This is a genomic window from Nonomuraea sp. NPDC001684, from assembly GCF_053596515.1.
In genome coordinates, this window is record NZ_JBSFGJ010000016.1 from 1 (window position 1) to 16,502 (window position 16,502).

The window sequence follows — 16,502 nt, forward strand, 5'->3', positions numbered from 1 at the left end:
TAACCGGTGACGTCGAGTTCGGCGTACATGCCGGCCGAGTAGTGGTCCGGGAAGTTGCACAGCAGCTCGTATCGGCCCGGTCGCAGTGTCAACGTGGTCCAGCTCGTGGATCCAGGAGCTATGCCGTTCCCGGCGCCCGCCCCGCACGTACGAGACGCCTCGCCGAGGCTGCCCGCCTCGCTGACGCGCCCGTCCGAACCGGTCACCCGCCGTCCCGGCGCGTGCCCCGCCGGGAGCGGCAGCACGACGACCTCGTGGGCGAGGACCCCCTTGTTGTACGCACGCAGCGAGACCTTGCCGGCGGGAACGCTCGAAGGCGTGGCCGTCAGTCTCATCCGCGTGCCATGCGGCCCTGAGCCGTACGGGGGGCCAGGGCGCACCATGCCGGATCCCATCTCCCCGAGGGACACATCCACCACATGCCCTTGGAGCGGTGGCGCAGTGCACGCAGGCTGCTGATGTGGCGTGATCGCCGCACCCGGCGCGGCTCCCCCCAAGCCGAGGTTTGCGCACATGACGGCGCTGATCGATGCGTACCTGATGGTGTGCAGCCACATGCTCGGCACCTCCGTCGCTCCGCCTCCGCTTGAGGCCGGCCGTCCTGAGGCTCTGGGTGAGGAGACCTCACCCAGGGCCCCTGCCCCAACGGAGCCATGGCATGCCCACGCCCCCATCCGTCTCGTGGCCGCCTTCGCCGTCGTTCAGTGCAGGCGAGTCAGCCAGGCAGCAACTCGCCGAGCAACTTCTCCACTTGGAGGCGGATGTCGTCGCGGATGGCTCGGACGGCGTCGATGCCCTGGCCGGCGGGGTCGTTGAGCTTCCAGTCCTCGTACCGCTTGCCGGGGAAGATCGGGCAGGCGTCGCCGCAGCCCATCGTGATGACCACGTCGGAAGCTTGGACCGCGTCGACGGACAGGACCTTGGGGCGGGCGGCGGTGATGTCGATGCCGACCTCGGCCATGGCCTCGACAGCGACCGGGTTGACCTGCTCGGCCGGGGCGGAACCGGCCGAGCGGACCTCGACGCGGTCGCCTGCCAGGTGGGTGAGCCAGCCGGCGGCCATCTGGGAGCGTCCGGCGTTGTGCACGCAGACGAACAGGACGCTGGGCTGGTCAGGCATGCATGGGCTCCTTGGCGAACAGGCGGCGGCCGGCCAGGCTGACGTAGACCAGGGCGACCAGGACGGGAACCTCGATGAGCGGGCCGACCACTCCGGCCAGAGCCTGGCCGGAGGTAACGCCGAAGACGCCGACCGCCACCGCGATGGCCAGCTCGAAGTTGTTGCCGGCGGCGGTGAAGGCCAGGGTGGTGGAGCGCTCGTAGCCCAGGCCGATCAGCTTGCCGGCCAGGAACGATCCGCCCCACATGAGCGCGAAGTAGGCCAGCAGCGGCAGCGCGATGCGCGCGACGTCGCCGGGCTGGGCGGTGATCGTGCCGCCTTGCAGGGCGAACAGGATGACGATGGTGAACAGCAGCCCGTACAGGGCCAGCGGGCCGACGCGTGGCAGGAAACGGCTTTCGTACCAGTCCCGGCCGCGGGCGCGTTCGCCGAGCCTGCGGGACAGATATCCGGCGGCCAGCGGGATGCCGAGGAAGATGAGCACGTACTGGGCGATGTCCCAGGCCGAGACCTCCAGCGCGGACTGCGCGAGGCCCAGCCAGCCGGGCAGCACCTGCAGGTAGAACCAGCCCAGCGCGCCGAACGCGACCACCTGGAAGACCGAGTTGAGCGCCACCAGGACGGCGGCGGCCTCGCGGTCGCCGCAAGCCAGGTCGTTCCAGATGAGCACCATGGCGATGCACCGCGCGAGCCCGACGATGATCAGGCCGGTGCGGTACTCGGGCAGGTCGGGCAGGAAGGCCCAGGCCAGCGCGAACATGACGGCCGGGCCGAGCACCCAGTTCAGCACCAGGGAGGAGAGCAGCAGGCGGCGGTCGCCGGTGACGGAGCCCAGACGGTCGTAGCGGACCTTGGCCAGCACCGGGTACATCATCAGCAGCAGTCCGAGCGCGATCGGCAGGGAGATGTCGCCGATCTTCACCGCTTCCAGCGCGGTGTTCAGCCCCGGGACGAGTCGTCCGAGCAGCAGTCCGGCGGCCATGGCCGCGACGATCCAGACTGGCAGGAACCGGTCGAGCGTGGACAGGCCGGCGATGACGCCCTGCGCGGGCGCGGCGGCCGGCGGTGAGGTGGAAGAGGACATCGCGTTGTTCCTCAGACGGGCGCGGGCACGTCGAGCAGGGCCGACAGCTCACCCAGCGTCTCGGGAACCAGCCGGTAGTACACCCAGGAGGCACGCCGCTCCGAGGTCAGCAGGCCGACCTCCTTGAGCACCTTCAGGTGGTGGCTGATGGTCGGCTGGGACAGCTGGAACGCGCCGGTGATGTCGCACACGCACACCTCGCCGCCGGCCCGGCTGGCCACGATCGACAGGATGCGCAGCCGTACGGGGTCGCCCAGCGCCTTGAACACGCGCGCCACCCCGGCCGCCTGCTCGGCGTCCAGGGGCTCGCGCATCAGCGGCGGGCTGCACTCCAAGAGCTCCAGAGGTTCCACGTCTTCTCCGTACGAAATCGATGTCTCTCTATATTGACACATATCGAAGCCATGAGACGTCGGGGAGCTTGGGTGAGATCTCGTACGGCGAAGGGCGCAACGCGGCTCCAGCCGAACGGCGGTCCGCGAACCGCCGTTCCGAGCGGCGACTCAGACCCCGGTCGAGGTGCTGCGGCGCTCGATCATCAGCACGTCCCGCCAGAGGCCGCGGTGACAGCCGATGCGCTCGCGGGTGCCGACCACCCGGAAACCGAGGCCCTGGTGCAGGGCCAGGCTGGCGGCATTCTTGGGGAAGACGCCGGACTGGATCGTCCAGACGCCGGCGTCCTCGGCGGCGGCGATGAACGCCGCCAGCAGCGCCCGGCCGATGCCGTGAGCCTGGCAGCCGGGGTGGACGTAGATGCTGTGCTCGACCACTCCGGCGTAGACCGGGCGGGACGACACCGCCGAGGCGGCCACCCAGCCGAGCACTTCGCCGGAGTCGCTGTCGGTCGCCACGTACCGCAGATGCGGCAACCGGCTCGCGGTGAATCCCTCCCAGCTGGGTGCGGTGGTCTCGAAGCTGGCCTGGCCGGTGTCGAGCCCGGCCTGGTAGATGGCCAGCACCTCGGCGGCGTCGCCCTCGCGCATCGGCCGGATCTCCAGGCCGGGCCCGATGGCGGGCTTGACGGCCTGGGCGATGGCCGAGTGCACGCCGTCTCCGTGATCGACGGTCAGCGTGATCACGACGGCGACGAAGCCGGCCGCGACGAGCAGATCCCGGTACTCCTGCACGGTGAGCGATCCGGCGGCGCAGCCGATGCGCTGCTGGGCCCGCCGTCGCGCCTGCTCGTCGAGCGCCTGCGCGGTGACGACGTCGCTGCCGCCGAACCGGCCGCCCGGCCGCAGCACCCGGTACGCCTCGGCCAGCACCGCCGCCTTGTCGTCGGACAGGTTGATCACGCAGTTGGAGATGACCACGTCCACCGTGTGGCCGGTGCGGGCCAGGGCGGAGCAGTGGTCGACGATCTCGTCGTGCGCCATGGGATCTCCTCAGTCGCAGACCGGTGCGGCCGGCACGGGGTTGCCCATCACCACGTCGGCGGCGGTGGGGAAACAGCTCACGCAGGCTTCGTTGATCCGGTACAGGCTCGACGTGCCTTGCCTCTCGACCAGCACGAACCGCACGTCGGCCAGGATCTTCAGGTGGTGCGAGACGGTGGACTGGCCTACCCCGGAAGCGGTCACGATCTCGCCCACGCTCATCGGCGCTCGCCTCCGCGCAAGCAGCGACACGATCTGAATCCGAGTGGCGTCGGCCAGGGCCTTGAACCAGCTCGCATACTCCTCAGCCTCGGCGCGCGGCAGAGGCCCCCTTGTCTCATTCATCGAAAATCGACGATAGTCGATTTACGGCGGGCATGGAAGCCTCTCATGGCACACGCCGCGAACACCGGCTCGCTGGACGCGACCCGCTCGCCGCGCCTGCCCTCGCGACTTGGCGTCCCCGACGCAGAAGCGCAGAGGCGACGAACCGATGTAGAGCGATCGGAGGGTGGGCGGCTTGCGGGTGCACTGCACGAACGAGGATCTGAGCAGGGCCGGACAGGAAGTCGAGCCGGCGGCCGAAGACGGCAACCAGGGCATCCTGCTCGCCGGGGCGGCGACGCCATCGGGGCCCAGGCCGCACGGAAGCGGCGAGAGGCCCCGACCAGCGCTGACTGGCCGGGGCCTCTTCCTGACGCGGCCGTCACCTACCGCTGTAGACGGGGAACACGCTGGAGTCGCCGTAGTCCCGGGCGTGCAGGTTCTTCAGGGCGCCCATGTCCGCCTCGGAGATCTCGAAGTCGACCTCGGCGTTGGAGCGCATGTGCTCGGGGTTGGAGGTCTTGGGCAGGGACACGGTGCCCAGCTGCAGCGTGTAGCGGACGCACAGCTGCGGGACGGTGACGCCGTACTTCTCCGCCATCGCCACCAGCTCGGCGTTCTTCAGGATCTCGCCATGCGCGATGGGCGAGTAGGCCTCGACGAGGATCTGCCTGTCCTCGCAGTACGCCAGGAGCTCGGTGGGCGTGTTGCCGGCGTGCACCAGCAGCTGGTTGACGTGCGGCGTGACGGTCGCGCCCCGCAGGAGGCTCTCCAGGTCCTGCTGCAGGAAGTTCGAGACGCCGATCGAGCGGATCCTGCCGGCCTTGTGCGCCTCCTCGAGCGCGCGCCAGGCCTGCCGGTTGCCCTCGGCGTAGTCGTCGCCGCGGAAGTCGTCCCACGGCTGCGGACTGTGGATCAACATCAGGTCGACGTAGTCGAGCCCGAGCTTCTTCAGCGAGCCGTCGATCGCGGCGACAGCCCGGTCGTGGTCCTTGATCTCCGCGGCCAGCTTCGTGGACACGAACAGCTCGTCGCGGGGTACGCCCGCCGTGCGCACGCCCTCGCCGACGCCGCGCTCGTTGCCGTAGGCCTGCGCGGTGTCGATGTTGCGGTAGCCGATCCCGACCGCCTCGCGGACGGCTCCGGCTGCCTTGTCGTCGTCGATGAACCAGGTGCCGAGGCCGAGCCTGGGGATCTGGACGCCGTTAGACAGGGTGTAGGTCTCGTTCAGGATGGTCATGCGCTCGTTCCGTTCTTCGGCAGCGAGCCGTACGCCTCGTCGGTGACGGGCTCGAGCCGTTCGTTGCCGAGGTTCTCGCCGGGGGTGATGACGGCGACGTGGGAGAACCACGCGTCGGCCTTCGCCCCAGATGTGCCAGTTGTTGCGACAGCCCGGCTCGAAGCTCCCCTTGCTGGCCGGGACGCTGCCGTCGGCCAACGGGGCCAGGTAGCTCTGGCCGATGAAGTGCCGCGCGTAGGCGTCGTTGGGCTCTGCGAGCGGGAAGCTCTGGTCGAACTGGGTGGCAGCCACTCGTGGTTACTTCCCAATCTCATGCGTACGCCACTCCGGGCGCGGTGCCCGACCACCGGGTCCGGAACGGTGGGGGGTGAACGCCTGCTGCGTGGCTTGCGCCGGTACGGCCAGCAGACCGGTGGCGCCGACCGCCATCGCGGTGGCGATGAGGGGGGCGGATCGGGAGCGTCTTCGTCATCTCTTTTCCTGTGAGTGCTCCGGATCTCACTCTGACGCGTGCCGCCACCCGGCGCCTTCTCGTCCGGAAGGGGTGAGCCCGGACCGGACGCGGCCGATGCGGGAGGTGGCCATGCCCGGGAAGCCGGAGGTGTGCCAGGTGGCGCCGGTTGGAGTGACGGCGAACGCTTCTACGCCGGAGAGCCCTTCGATCCAGGCCCGGGCCGCCGTGCCCATCGCGAAGGCGGCGGTGGCGTAGGCGTCGACCATGGTGAGGCCGGTGCCGGTGAGGGTGATCGAAGCCAGGTCCAGCGCGGGCCGGCCGGTGTGGGGGTTGGTGATGTGCGGCCCGCGTTCGGCCGTGCCGGAGGTCGCCACGGCCAGGTCGTCTCCGGCGATCACCGTGGCGGTCGTCCCCGGGCACAGCGGGTGGGCGACCGCGATCCGCCACGGCCGGTCGGGCGCGGGTCTTCCAGCGCACTGGAGGTCTCCGCCGCCGTTCAGGCAGTGATTCACGGCCCCGCAGCGGGTGAGGATGCGTGACGCCTGCTCGATGGCCCATCCTTTGACCAGACCGGACGGGTCGAGGTGGCCCGAGGGGCGGGTGGTGAAGTAGCCGCCGGACACCTCCGTCACCGACGTGCACAGTTCGAGGACGTCGGCCACTTGCGGCGGGCAGTCGTCCAGGCCGATCTCGCCTGCGTCCAGGCGGCTGACGGGGCTGTCCGCGCGGTAGGTCGAGAAGACGGCGTCCACCTGGTGCAGCCAGGCGACGGCCTCGGCGACGGCGTGCCGCCCGTCGCCGAACGGGGGGCGGAGGTCGAAGGAGAAGACCGTGCCCATGACGTGCTCGACGTGTCGCATCACAGCCCGGCCCGGTCCAGGGCGCTCTGCAAGGATTGGACGTAGCCCTCGCTGGTGTACGTGGCCCCGGAGACAGCGTCGATCTGGGCCGATCCTGCCGCCAGCGCCTCGTCATTGAGCGTCGGCAGCGCCTGGCTGTTGATGGCGACGTCGCGATGATTGCCGTCGGGGGCCTGGAGCACCCGGATGCCGGCCATCTTGCCGCCGGCCAGGACGAGCTCGATCTGCACGGGCCCCCAGCGAGTGGTGGCGACGTCACCCGTGACGACCTTGTCCCCGCCGGTGGCGCCCGCGACGGCGCCCGGCCCGGTCCAGGTGCCGTTGACCTGCGGGACGGTGACATCCTGCCGGCGAATCGAAGCGCTGTCTGCCTTCCCGTTCTCGTCCTCGCTGTCGTCGCCCACGTCCTTCTGCCGGCGGCCGGCGGGAGGCTCGCCGGCGCTCGACGGCGGGGCGGTGGCCTGGGAGACGGCGGACGGCGGCGACGCCACCGTGGTGAGCTCGTGCGGCTTGAACGACAGGAGCAGCACCAGGCCGACGGCGGTGACGAGGACGGCGAACATCGCTCTGCGCATGGGGATTCCTCAGAACTCGAACGACTCATGATGAATGTGGCGATCCGGTATTCCGGCGGCGCGCAGCGCGGATACCGCCGCGCCGGTCATCCCGGTGGGGCCGCACACGTAGACCTCGTGCCGCGCCAGCTCGGGCACCAACCTTGCCAGGACCTCCGGCGTGAACGGATCTCCGACCTGGTCGCGCGGGCCGACGCAATAGTGCAGGGCCGCCTCACGCCGGCCGGCGATCTCCGCCAGCTCCGTACGGAACACCAGATCCTCTTCGCTGCGTGCGCGGTAGAGGAGGGTGAGATCGCCGGGCGCGGCGGGGATCGACTCGAACAGGGCACGCAGCGGGGTGATGCCGACCCCGCCTGCCACGAGCAGCACCTTGCGCCCGTGGCGCCGCCGGCCAGGGGTGAACGCGCCGCTGGGGCCTTCGGCGACGACCCAGGTGCCCGGTCGCAGGCGAGCGAGACGTCTGCTCTGGTCTCCCAGGTCCTTGACGGTGATGCGCAGTTCGTCGGGCTGGGGGACGGCCGACAGCGAGTACGGGTTGGCTGACCACCACAGATCCCTGGTGAGGAACCGCCATCGGAAGAACTGACCCGGCTCGGCCCTCAGCCTGTCCAGGCGGCGGCCGGAGAGATAGACGGAGACGACGCCCGGCGCCTCCGGCTCTACCCGGTCGACCCTGAGCCGGTGCCGCAGCGCCTGGCGGATCGGAGTGAGGAACCGGTACCAGGCGAGCACGGCCGCGACCCCGAGATAGAGGGCGTACCAGGCGGCGCGGGCGACGGGCGAGCCGACGAACTCGCTGCCGGTCGACAACTGGTGCCCGAAGGCCAGCCATGCCGCCAGATAGGTGTAGAAGTGCAGGTGGAACCAGGTTTCGTAGCGCAGGAGCGGCCGGATCGCGCGTGCCGAGACGATGCCCACGCCCACCAGGAGCAGTACGGCCACCGTGGCCGCGAGCACGTCGGGGTACGACAGGTTCAGCGTCACCGTCTCGCTCGCCACGTCGGTGCCGTCCGCCACGGCGTAGCCCCAGATGATCAGCAGCGTGTGGGCCGTCGCCAGTGCGACCACGTAGCGACCGCCCATCGCGTGCCAGCGGGCGAGGCGATCGGAGCCCACGCCGCGCTCCAGCGGCGGGATCCTGGCCATCAGCGCGAGCAGCACGGCGATCCCGTATGCGGCCAGCAGACCGGTGATCCGGCCGGCCCCGCCGAGCCAGTCCCCGAGGCCGGCGACACGTGGGGTACCGCACCACCACAGGACCAGCACGGCCGGCACCCCTGCGGCGATGACCGACAGGACGGCGGCGGGATGGGCGCGGACGGCTCCGCGCCGCCCTGTCCCTGTCCCTGCCCCGGTCGCGACTCGTCCGGCCGAAGCGATGCTCACGATCGTCCCCCTTGGGCGGAGTTCCTTCTCCATCGCGAGCACACTGCCAGCCGAACTTCTCTGTTCCCTCTGAACGAGGCATATCTCCGCCGTTCAGAGGGTTCTCAGAGGTGAGACAGACGGTCCGCAGAGCGAACAGGGGGATCCTGATAGACACCATGCAAGCCAGTGCCCGTGAACTTCCCGAACTGCGCCGCGCCGACGGCGCGCCCGTTCGCGTGCTCGTCGTCGAGGACGAACCCGACCTCGCCGAGGTGCTCGGCACCGTGCTGCGCGAGGAGGGCTGGCAGGTCCGCACCGCGGGCGGTGGTGCCGTCGCCGTGAACGTGGCCCGTGACTTCCGGCCGGACGCGGTGCTGCTCGACATCATGCTGCCCGACCTGGACGGCCTGGAGGTGCTGCGTCGCCTGCGGGCCGACGCGCCGCAGGTGTGTGTGCTGTTCCTCACCGCCAAGGACGCGGTGGAGGACCGGATCGCCGGGATCACGGCAGGCGGCGACGATTACGTCACCAAGCCGTTCAGCCTCGCGGAGGTCGTCGCCCGGTTGCGCGGCCTGCTGCGCCGAGCCGGCATGGCCCAGATCGCCGAGGGGAACCGGCTGGTCGTCGGCGACCTGACCATGGACGAGGACGCCCGGGAGGTGACCCGCGCGGGGGAGCTGGTGGAACTCACCCCGACCGAGTTCGAACTGCTGCGTCTCCTCCTGCGTAATCCGCGCCGGGTGCTCAGCAAGGCCCAGATCCTGGACGAGGTCTGGTCCTACGACTTCGGCGGCCAGGCGCACGTGGTGGAGCTCTACATCAGCTACCTGCGCAAGAAGATCGACTCCGGGCGCACGCCGCTGATCCACACGGTGCGGGGCGTGGGTTACGTGCTCAAGCCATCATGACGCCGCATACCCTTCGCGGCCGGCTGATGGCCGGAGTGCTGGTCCTGCTCGCGCTGGCCTGCGCCACGATCGGCGTGGGCACCTCGATCGAGCTGGAGCGCTTCCTGGTGGACCGGCTGGACCAGCAGTTGTCCATGGCGGCCGGCCGGTTCGCCGTCACACTCGAGCACCGCCGGGAGGAGGAGCGCGAGCGCGGCGACAGCCGTGGTCAGTCGATCGGCACCCTTGGCGTGCGCATGGTGAACGGCCAGGTGATCAACGCAGCCGTGGTCCGGTCCCGTAGCGCGGACGACGCCGAGCCCAGTCTCTCCGCCCAGGACGTCGCCGCCTTGGCCGCCGTACCGGTGGACGGGCGCGGCCATGCCGTGGAGCTGTCCGAGCTGGACGACTACCGGGTCATGGCGACCCGGGGCAAGGACGGCGACGTGCTCATCGACGGGCTCCCGATGGAGGGAGTCGAGGCCACGGTGCACCGGCTGATCCTGGCTGAGTTGGTGGTGTTCGCCGTGGTGATGGCCGCGGCGGGGACGGCGGGCGCGCTGTGGGTGCGGCTGTCCCTGCGGCCGCTGCAGCGGATGGCTGCCACGGCGCAGCGGGTCAGCACGCTTCCGTTGTCCAGCGGTGAGGTGGCGCTGCCCGACCGCGTACCGGTTGAGGACCAGCGTACGGAGATCGGCCGGCTGAGCGAGGCCTTCAACCGGATGCTCGGGCACGTAGCTGATGCGCTCACCCGGCGGCACGCCAGCGAGCAGCGGATGCGGACCTTTGCTGCCGACGCCGGCCATGAACTGCGAACCCCTCTGGCCACCATTCGGGCTCACACGGAGCTGGCTCGCCGCCATGCCGCCGAGTTGCCGGCCGCGGTGGGGCACTCCTTGGAGCGGATCGAGGCCGAGTCGGCACGGATGGGCACGCTCGTCGACGACCTGCTGTTGCTCGCCAGGATCGACGCGGGACGGTCGCTGGCCCGCGAGGAGGTGGATCTGACCCGCGCGGTGATTGACGCGACCGGCGACGCCCGAGTCTCGGCCCCCGACCACCTCTGGCGACTGGAACTGCCGGAAGACCCGGTGACAGTGATCGGCGACGCCGCGCGTCTGTACCAGGTGGTGGTGAACCTGCTCAGCAACGCCGCCCTCCACACCCCTCGGGGTACCACGGTGACGGTATCCGTGCGCGTCCTGTCAGAGGAGGTGGAGCTGACCGTGACCGACGACGGGCCGGGCATCCCCGAGGAGATCCAGCAGGAACTGTTCGAACGGTTCGTCCGCGCCGACAAGGGCCGCTCGCGTGCCCTGGGCGGCAGCGGGCTCGGGCTGGCCATCGTCAAGGCCGTGACCCTCGCCCATGGGGGAGCCGTGTCCCTCCATAGCCGGCCAGGCCGTACCGCCTTCCGCGTGACTCTCCCCGCCGCGAGCCGTTCTGAGGCCGGACCGCATTAGATGGTCGAGCGAGGTCGACGACACGCTCGCCGTGGCCACCCTCTACTGGGCCACCAGCGGCATCGGTTCCTCCGCAGCTGACGCGGCTCCCGACGACAGCTGTGATTGTCCGCAGAGGAGCGGCGATCATCGCAGGTTGAGGTAGGCACGGTCGCTGGTTCGTAGCACCCCGCCGTGGAACATGCCGTCGTCGACCAGACGCCCGGGCCCTTCGTGGAAGCTGACGACCGGTGAGCGATCCGACGACCAGACGGCGGGGAGGACGGCTTCGGCCCATGTCGGATCAACGTAGTCGGCGCTCGACCACCCCTCAAAGGATGTGCGTGCGGCGTTCATGCGAGCCGAGCCGGCCGCCTGCCTACGCGCGGCCGGCCAGGGTGTGGGCGACCAGGGCGTTGGCGTGGCCGTGGCCCAGGCCGTGCTCGGTCTTGAGCCAGGCGACCAGTTCCATGTGCTTGGTCAGGGATGAGGTGTTGATGAGGTCGATCCAGTCCTGGACGGGACGTCCGTACCTGGTCTCGATCGAGGGGAAGTAGCTGGCGGGGTTGCCCTTGGCCGGTGCGGTCATTCTCTGAGCTCCGTTTCTGCTGATGAGGGTCAGGCCAGTGCCCTGCGGATGATGTCGGCGCTGGTGAGAGGGTCCATCGCCAGGCCCTGATGGTCGCCGGGGAACACCAGCGGCACAGTGCCGAGCCGGTCGGCCAGCGCCTTGGCCGACAGGGCGGGGACGCCGTCGCCGGAGGCGGCCCCGACCCCGACGAAGATCGGAACGGAACCGGACCGCAGCGCGGCGACGTCCGGCTCGAAGCGCAGCACGGGCAGCAGGACGTGGCCCAGGAAGTAGTCGAGGTTGCCCTGGATGCGGCCCATCATCTCCAGCGCTTCGGGCGGCATCAGGGAAGGGTCGGGCATGGCGGGCGGCGGGGCGTCCGGCCCGTCGACGGTGGCGATGAACTTGCCCATCGCCGCGCCGACGCCGTGGTCGCGGTGGGTGTCGTGAACGTCCTGGAACGCCGCCCGCCACCGGTCGTGGTCGGGCAGCAGTTCCGGGAGCGGCGGCTCGTGCACGACGAGGGCGCGCACCTGCTCGGGGTGGCGGGCCGCCAGCTCCAGGGCGGTGAGCGCGCCGCCGCTGTTGCCCAGCACGTAGGCGGGTTCGTCGGTCAGGGCGGCCAGCAGCCGGGAGGCGTCGGCGGCGAAGACCGTGACGTCGGTGTCGCCGGGTGGCCCGGTGAGGGGGCTGCGGGACAGGCCGCGCTGGTCGTAGGTGACCACGGTGTAGCGGTCGGCCAGCATGGCTGCCAGTCCGGCCAGCGCCCCGGCGTCGGCGGGGGCGCCGGGGATCATCAGCAGAAGCGGCCCGGACCCCCGCACCTCGTAGTGCAGACGCGCACCGGGCACCTGGAGCGTCTTGGTCTCGGCCTTGATCTGGACGTCGTTCATGAGGGTTCCGTTCTCGGTCGGTGAGGGTGAATCAAGAAGGGGATCAGGCAGGCCGGTAGGTCAGGTCGAGGACGCCGTTGGCGAAGGTGGCCGACCGGGTCAGCTCCAGCGGGACCGGCGGGGTGCCCTCAGGGAACAGGCGCATGCCGGCGCCGACGACCAGTGGGTGGACCAGGAGCCGCAGTTCGTCCAGCAGACCGGCTGCGAGCAGGGCGCGGACCAGGCTGATGCTGCCCGACAGCGTGATCGTGCCGCCGGGCTGGTCCTTGAGTTCCTTGACCGCCGCGATCGGGTCCCCCTCGATCAGCGTGGAGTTGCTCCAGGTGACCTGGGTCAGGGTCGTGGAGGCCACGAGCTTGGCGATGCCGTTGATCGCCTCGGCCATCTCGCCGTTCTGGTGCGGCCACACCGCGGCGAACGCCTCGTAGGTGACCCGGCCCATCAGCAGCGTGTCGGCCTCGGCGTACATGCCGCCCACCGCCGCGCCCATCTCCTCGCTCAGGTACGGGAAGTGCCACCGCTCCGGTGCCTCCACCACGCCGTCCAGCGAGACGAACAGCCCAGCTACGATCTTCCGGCTCATTTCACGAACTCCTGACCAGGTAAAACGTTATGTGGACGGCATCCACATCTGAATGCGAGAGGAGTATGGCATACTTTTGTGGACGCCGTCCACATGAGAGGTTCCGGCCATGCCCGAGCGCCCCGGCAAACCCACCCGCGACACCTACCGCCACGGCAACCTGCATCAGGCGCTCGTGGAGGTGGGCACCGAACTGGCCCGCGCCGGAGGCCCGGACGCGATCACCCTGCGCGAGGTCACCCGGCAGGCCGGGGTCGCCCCCAACGCCGCCTACCGGCACTTCCCCAACCGCGACGCCCTGGTGCAGGCGGTCTCACTCCGAGCCATGGCCGAACTCGCCCACGCCATGGAGGAGGACCTCGCCGCCCTCGATCCGACCGGCGACCCGGCCCGGACCGCCCTGGCCCGCTTCCGCGCCGTCGGCACCGGCTACCTGCGCTTCGCCCGCACCGAACCCGGCCTGTTCCGCGTCACCTTCTACGTCCCCGACGACATGACCCGGGCCCAGGTCCCCGCCTCCGCCGGACCAGGCGGCCTGACCCCGTTCCAACTGCTCGGCGCCGCCCTGGACGACCTGGTCTCCTGCGGTCTGATGTCCCCCGAACGCCGTCCAGGAGCCGAGTTCCTGGTCTGGTCGTGCGTCCACGGCCTGGCGGTCCTGCTCATCGACGGCCCCCTGCGCGGACTCCCCGACGAACTCGCCGATCCAGCCGTCCACGACCTGATCGACCTCGTCGAGAAGGGCCTGCGACCAGGCGCCGAGTAGTGCTGTGTCGGGTCCGCCGGCGAAACTGGCGCGGCGGGAGGCTGCGACTCGGCGTCGACCCCCTTGTATCGCTCTGCGAGTCTGTGGCGCAGATCAGCGCCGCTTGACTGTTCGCCACCCGGCGCACCTCCGGCGCGATGTCGTACCTGACCTGTCTCCCCTCGGACCAGTACGCCCCCGAGAGCGCCGCGGCGGCCAGCGCGCGTCCTCGCGCCGTGACGTAGGGGGCGACGAGCCGGTACGGTCCGCCACGGGCGATGTACGGTGGAGCAAGGTCGTCCGGCGAGGGCGGTGTGACGTCCGGCTCGGGGCACGTCAAGCTGACGCTTCCGGCGGAGCCGTACGACGTCGGGACCACCACGAAATCCGGGAGGACGAACGTCACGGTGACCGACGACCCCGGCACTCCCCGGAAGATCACCGTCACCAGGGCGGGGGCCCGGGCGGGTTCCGCGTCACGTCTGCTGTCCCGGGTGCGGTGTCCTGCGTCCAGCGGCGGCGGCGGTAGTCGCCGGGAGTGGTCCCGTACTGCTGGCGGAAGGCCAGGTGGAAGCCGACCGTCGAGTGGTAGCCGACGCGTTCGCCGATCCGGCTGTGGGGGAGGGTGGTCTCGCTCAGCAGGCGCGCGGCCTCCTGCATGCGGCGGGCGGTCAGGTGCCGGATCGGCGCCTCGCCGACCAGCTCGCGGAAGGTCGCCGCGAACGCCGAGCGCGACATCCCGGCCTGGGCGGCCAGCGACTCGACCGTCCAGGGCTCGGCGAACCTCGTCTGTACGGCGTGCAGCGCCGTCCCGATCGCCGGGTGACGCAACGCCCGCAGGACCGGCGAGCCCTCGGCCATCTCGCCCACCGCGGCCCGCAACGCCAGTACGAAGACCAGCTCGAAGGCGCGCAGCGCGACCAGCGTCGCGCCGGGTTCGGCCAGGTCCCATTCGCCGGCCAGCCGTCCGAGGGTGCCGTTGAGCAGCCCGTGGCCTTCCAGCGTGGCCCGGTCGAGCACCAGGACGGGCGGCAGCGCCCGGTAGATCGGCGAGCCGGCGGCCCGGTCGTAGTGGAGCCCGCCGCAGAGCAGGACGGTCCGCTCGCCGGGCCCGCCCAGCTCGACGGTGCGCACGCCGCCCTGCGGCCGCTCGGGCAGCACAGCCGCGAGCGGCACGGCGGGACGTCCCGGCCGGTCGCCCAGCCGGTGGGCGCTGCCGTGCGGGAAGACGGCCAGGTCCCCGGCGCGCAGCAGGACGGGCTCGGCACCGGGCAACTCGACGGCACACGTGCCCTCGTGCACATAGTGCAGCAGCGCGCAGTCCTCGGCCTCGCCCGCGACGCCCCAGGGCGACCCGGCCTGCCAGCGGCTGTGGAAGACGCCCTCCAGCCGCAGCGGGGCCAGCAGAGCGCTCAGCAGGTCACCATCCACCGGACGATCCTTAAATAAATCGATATTTCGTTTTATGGAGCGTATCGCCGACTCGGTGGAGGCTGTCCGGTATGACGTTTCTTGTGATCGGCGCGGCAGGCGCCCAGGGCGGCGCGGTCGCGCGGCGGCTCGTCGCCGAGGGGCACACGGTACGCGGCCTGACCAGGAGCGGCCGAGTGCCGCACGGGGTGGAGCCGGTCGTCGGCGACCTCGGCGACGCCGAGGCGGTGAAGGCGGCCTTCGCCGGGGTGACGCACGCCTCGGTGACGCTGCCCATGGTCTACGAGCCGGACACGGTGGCCGCCCACGTCCATCATGTGCGCGACGCCGCGCTGGCGGCCGGGGTGCGGCGGCTGGTGTTCAACACCGCCAACCGGCTGCCCGAGGCCGCCACGCAGGTGGCGGCCTTCGAGACGCGCCGGTGGGCGGTGCGGACGCTGCGGTCGGCCGGGCTGCCCGTCGTGGTGCTGTGCCCGCCGGTCTACCTGGACAACCTGGCCGCGCCGTGGGTGACGGGCCCGCTGGCGGCCGAGGGCGTGCTGCGCTACCCGCTGCCCGCCGACCTGCCGGTGCCCTGGCTTTCGCACGACGACCTGGCCGCCGCCGCCCACGCCGCGCTCGTGCGTGACGATCTGGAGGGAGCCGTGCTGAGGCTCGGCGGGCCCGACGTGGTGACCGGCGACGAGCTGGCGGCCGCCTTCGGCGCCCGTTACGCCGCTCAGGATCCGGCCGAGTTCGAGTCGGGCCTGACGATGGCGCTGGGCGCGCCGACGGCCGCCGCGGTGGCTGCCACCTACCGCTGGGCCGCCGCCGACCGCGACCTGTTCGCGCCCGACCCCGCGGTGGCCGAGCTGCTGGGCCTCCGGCTGACGCCGCTACGCACCTGGATCGCCGCCCAGCCCTGGGCGAACCGGTGAAGGGCGTCGAGGCGGAGATCGTCCGTCACCACGAGGTCATCGAACGCTGGCTGACCGGCGCCGCCGCGCGGCAGGAGTTCGCCTGCTTCGCCGACGCCCACGCCCCCGGCTTCACGCTCATCACCCCTGACGGCCGGACGCTCACCCGCGGCCAGGTCCTCGCCGAGGTCGAGGCACTCCACGGCAGGGCGCCAGAGCTGACCATCGAGATCCGCGACGTACGGATCGTCGCCTCCGACGGCGCGCTCGTGGCGGCCACCTACCAGGAGGTCCAGCCGGATCGGACCCGGCAGTCCACCGTGGTCCTCCGGTCCGCCACGTGGCTGCACCTGCACGAGACCTGGCTCCCGTGACGTCCCCGGAGGAGCAGCTCACGCGCGTCGGTGGTGACGTGGTCCTTGTCGTTCGCGGCGAGCACGATCCCGAGGCGATGGCCTTCCTGATCAGTTGCTCCGCTCCAGCCGGGACCGTCACCTCGCCACGTCGTGAGCGCCACGGCGGCCTGCCTGGCTGCTGCCCAATGTTGCCTACGCCGCCGTCGTCACGAAGGTACGACCGCCGCCGGCGCCGGCCGGCTCCTCTTGTCCTTCTCTACAGCACGCGGACGTTCTCGGCCACGTAATCGAAGC

General features: G+C 71.0%; 20 protein-coding genes. 5 read left to right on the forward strand and 15 right to left on the reverse strand.

Features of this window, described 5'->3' with window-relative positions:
• The 10 genes from ACWCSD_RS05555 to ACWCSD_RS05600 all read right to left on the reverse strand — a co-directional run.
• Positions 1–335, reverse strand: a 335-nt coding sequence (locus tag ACWCSD_RS05555) for a sulfocyanin-like copper-binding protein (RefSeq protein ID WP_449913246.1), incomplete at its 3' end; no start/stop codon positions are given.
• Positions 336–715: 380 nt separating this feature from the next.
• Complete coding sequence (locus ACWCSD_RS05560) at positions 716–1,120, reverse strand: arsenate reductase ArsC (RefSeq protein ID WP_397159462.1); 405 nt, start codon at positions 1,118–1,120, stop codon at positions 716–718.
• Entirely contained in the window at positions 1,113–2,204 is a 1,092-nt protein-coding gene (arsB, locus tag ACWCSD_RS05565) for an ACR3 family arsenite efflux transporter (protein ID WP_449913248.1), read from the reverse strand. Before arsB ends, ACWCSD_RS05560 begins: the two co-directional genes overlap by 8 nt.
• Positions 2,205–2,215: 11 nt before the next feature.
• Entirely contained in the window at positions 2,216–2,557 is a 342-nt protein-coding gene (locus tag ACWCSD_RS05570; RefSeq protein WP_397159466.1) for an ArsR/SmtB family transcription factor, read from the reverse strand.
• Between the two features lie 150 nt (positions 2,558–2,707).
• Positions 2,708–3,580: a GNAT family N-acetyltransferase gene (locus ACWCSD_RS05575; RefSeq protein ID WP_449913249.1), complete on the reverse strand. Its 873-nt coding sequence runs from the start codon at positions 3,578–3,580 to the stop codon at positions 2,708–2,710.
• 9 nt (positions 3,581–3,589) lie between these two features.
• A complete protein-coding gene (locus ACWCSD_RS05580; protein ID WP_397159470.1) occupies positions 3,590–3,925 on the reverse strand; it encodes an ArsR/SmtB family transcription factor in 336 nt (111 codons plus the stop codon).
• 361 nt (positions 3,926–4,286) lie between these two features.
• Positions 4,287–5,144: an aldo/keto reductase gene (locus tag ACWCSD_RS05585; protein WP_449913250.1), complete on the reverse strand. Its 858-nt coding sequence runs from the start codon at positions 5,142–5,144 to the stop codon at positions 4,287–4,289.
• Positions 5,145–5,642: 498 nt separating this feature from the next.
• Positions 5,643–6,458: an FAD:protein FMN transferase gene (locus tag ACWCSD_RS05590; RefSeq protein ID WP_449913252.1), complete on the reverse strand. Its 816-nt coding sequence runs from the start codon at positions 6,456–6,458 to the stop codon at positions 5,643–5,645.
• The gene (locus ACWCSD_RS05595) at positions 6,458–7,033 is read right to left on the reverse strand and encodes an FMN-binding protein (RefSeq protein WP_449913253.1); all 576 of its coding nucleotides are present in this window, start codon (positions 7,031–7,033) and stop codon (positions 6,458–6,460) included. The genes ACWCSD_RS05590 and ACWCSD_RS05595 overlap by 1 nt, the downstream gene beginning before the upstream one ends.
• Before the next feature lie 9 nt (positions 7,034–7,042).
• A complete protein-coding gene (locus tag ACWCSD_RS05600; RefSeq protein ID WP_449913254.1) occupies positions 7,043–8,422 on the reverse strand; it encodes a ferredoxin reductase family protein in 1,380 nt (459 codons plus the stop codon).
• 158 nt (positions 8,423–8,580) lie between these two features.
• Here ACWCSD_RS05600 and ACWCSD_RS05605 point away from each other — a divergent pair, with 158 nt between their 5' ends.
• The gene (locus tag ACWCSD_RS05605; RefSeq protein WP_397159480.1) at positions 8,581–9,312 is read left to right on the forward strand and encodes a response regulator transcription factor; all 732 of its coding nucleotides are present in this window, start codon (positions 8,581–8,583) and stop codon (positions 9,310–9,312) included.
• Between the two features lie 26 nt (positions 9,313–9,338).
• Positions 9,339–10,754, forward strand: coding sequence for a sensor histidine kinase (locus tag ACWCSD_RS05610; RefSeq protein ID WP_449913256.1), 1,416 nt, complete (start codon positions 9,339–9,341; stop codon positions 10,752–10,754).
• Positions 10,755–10,880: 126 nt separating this feature from the next.
• Here ACWCSD_RS05610 and ACWCSD_RS05615 read toward each other — a convergent pair whose 3' ends face one another.
• The 4 genes from ACWCSD_RS05615 to ACWCSD_RS05630 are packed head-to-tail and all read right to left on the reverse strand — an operon-like array spanning position 10,881 to position 12,780.
• On the reverse strand, positions 10,881–11,090 hold the full coding sequence (locus ACWCSD_RS05615; RefSeq protein ID WP_397159482.1) for a hypothetical protein: 210 nt from the start codon (positions 11,088–11,090) through the stop codon (positions 10,881–10,883).
• 22 nt (positions 11,091–11,112) lie between these two features.
• The gene (locus tag ACWCSD_RS05620) at positions 11,113–11,322 is read right to left on the reverse strand and encodes a DUF4287 domain-containing protein (RefSeq protein WP_397159484.1); all 210 of its coding nucleotides are present in this window, start codon (positions 11,320–11,322) and stop codon (positions 11,113–11,115) included.
• Between the two features lie 29 nt (positions 11,323–11,351).
• Positions 11,352–12,197, reverse strand: coding sequence for an alpha/beta fold hydrolase (locus ACWCSD_RS05625; RefSeq protein ID WP_449913258.1), 846 nt, complete (start codon positions 12,195–12,197; stop codon positions 11,352–11,354).
• A 43-nt stretch (positions 12,198–12,240) separates the two neighbouring features.
• Positions 12,241–12,780, reverse strand: coding sequence for a dihydrofolate reductase family protein (locus tag ACWCSD_RS05630; protein WP_397159488.1), 540 nt, complete (start codon positions 12,778–12,780; stop codon positions 12,241–12,243).
• Positions 12,781–12,889: 109 nt separating this feature from the next.
• Here ACWCSD_RS05630 and ACWCSD_RS05635 point away from each other — a divergent pair, with 109 nt between their 5' ends.
• Positions 12,890–13,546 (forward strand): TetR/AcrR family transcriptional regulator, encoded by a 657-nt coding sequence (locus ACWCSD_RS05635; protein ID WP_397159490.1) that lies wholly within the window; start codon positions 12,890–12,892, stop codon positions 13,544–13,546.
• 423 nt (positions 13,547–13,969) lie between these two features.
• Here the strand turns inward: ACWCSD_RS05635 and ACWCSD_RS05640 are convergent, their stop codons facing one another.
• Positions 13,970–14,956 (reverse strand): AraC family transcriptional regulator, encoded by a 987-nt coding sequence (locus tag ACWCSD_RS05640; protein ID WP_449913260.1) that lies wholly within the window; start codon positions 14,954–14,956, stop codon positions 13,970–13,972.
• 71 nt (positions 14,957–15,027) lie between these two features.
• Here ACWCSD_RS05640 and ACWCSD_RS05645 point away from each other — a divergent pair, with 71 nt between their 5' ends.
• Positions 15,028–15,873: an SDR family oxidoreductase gene (locus ACWCSD_RS05645; protein WP_397159494.1), complete on the forward strand. Its 846-nt coding sequence runs from the start codon at positions 15,028–15,030 to the stop codon at positions 15,871–15,873.
• The gene (locus ACWCSD_RS05650) at positions 15,870–16,226 is read left to right on the forward strand and encodes a DUF4440 domain-containing protein (protein ID WP_449913262.1); all 357 of its coding nucleotides are present in this window, start codon (positions 15,870–15,872) and stop codon (positions 16,224–16,226) included. The genes ACWCSD_RS05645 and ACWCSD_RS05650 overlap by 4 nt, the downstream gene beginning before the upstream one ends.
• The last annotated feature ends 276 nt before the right edge of the window (positions 16,227–16,502 follow it).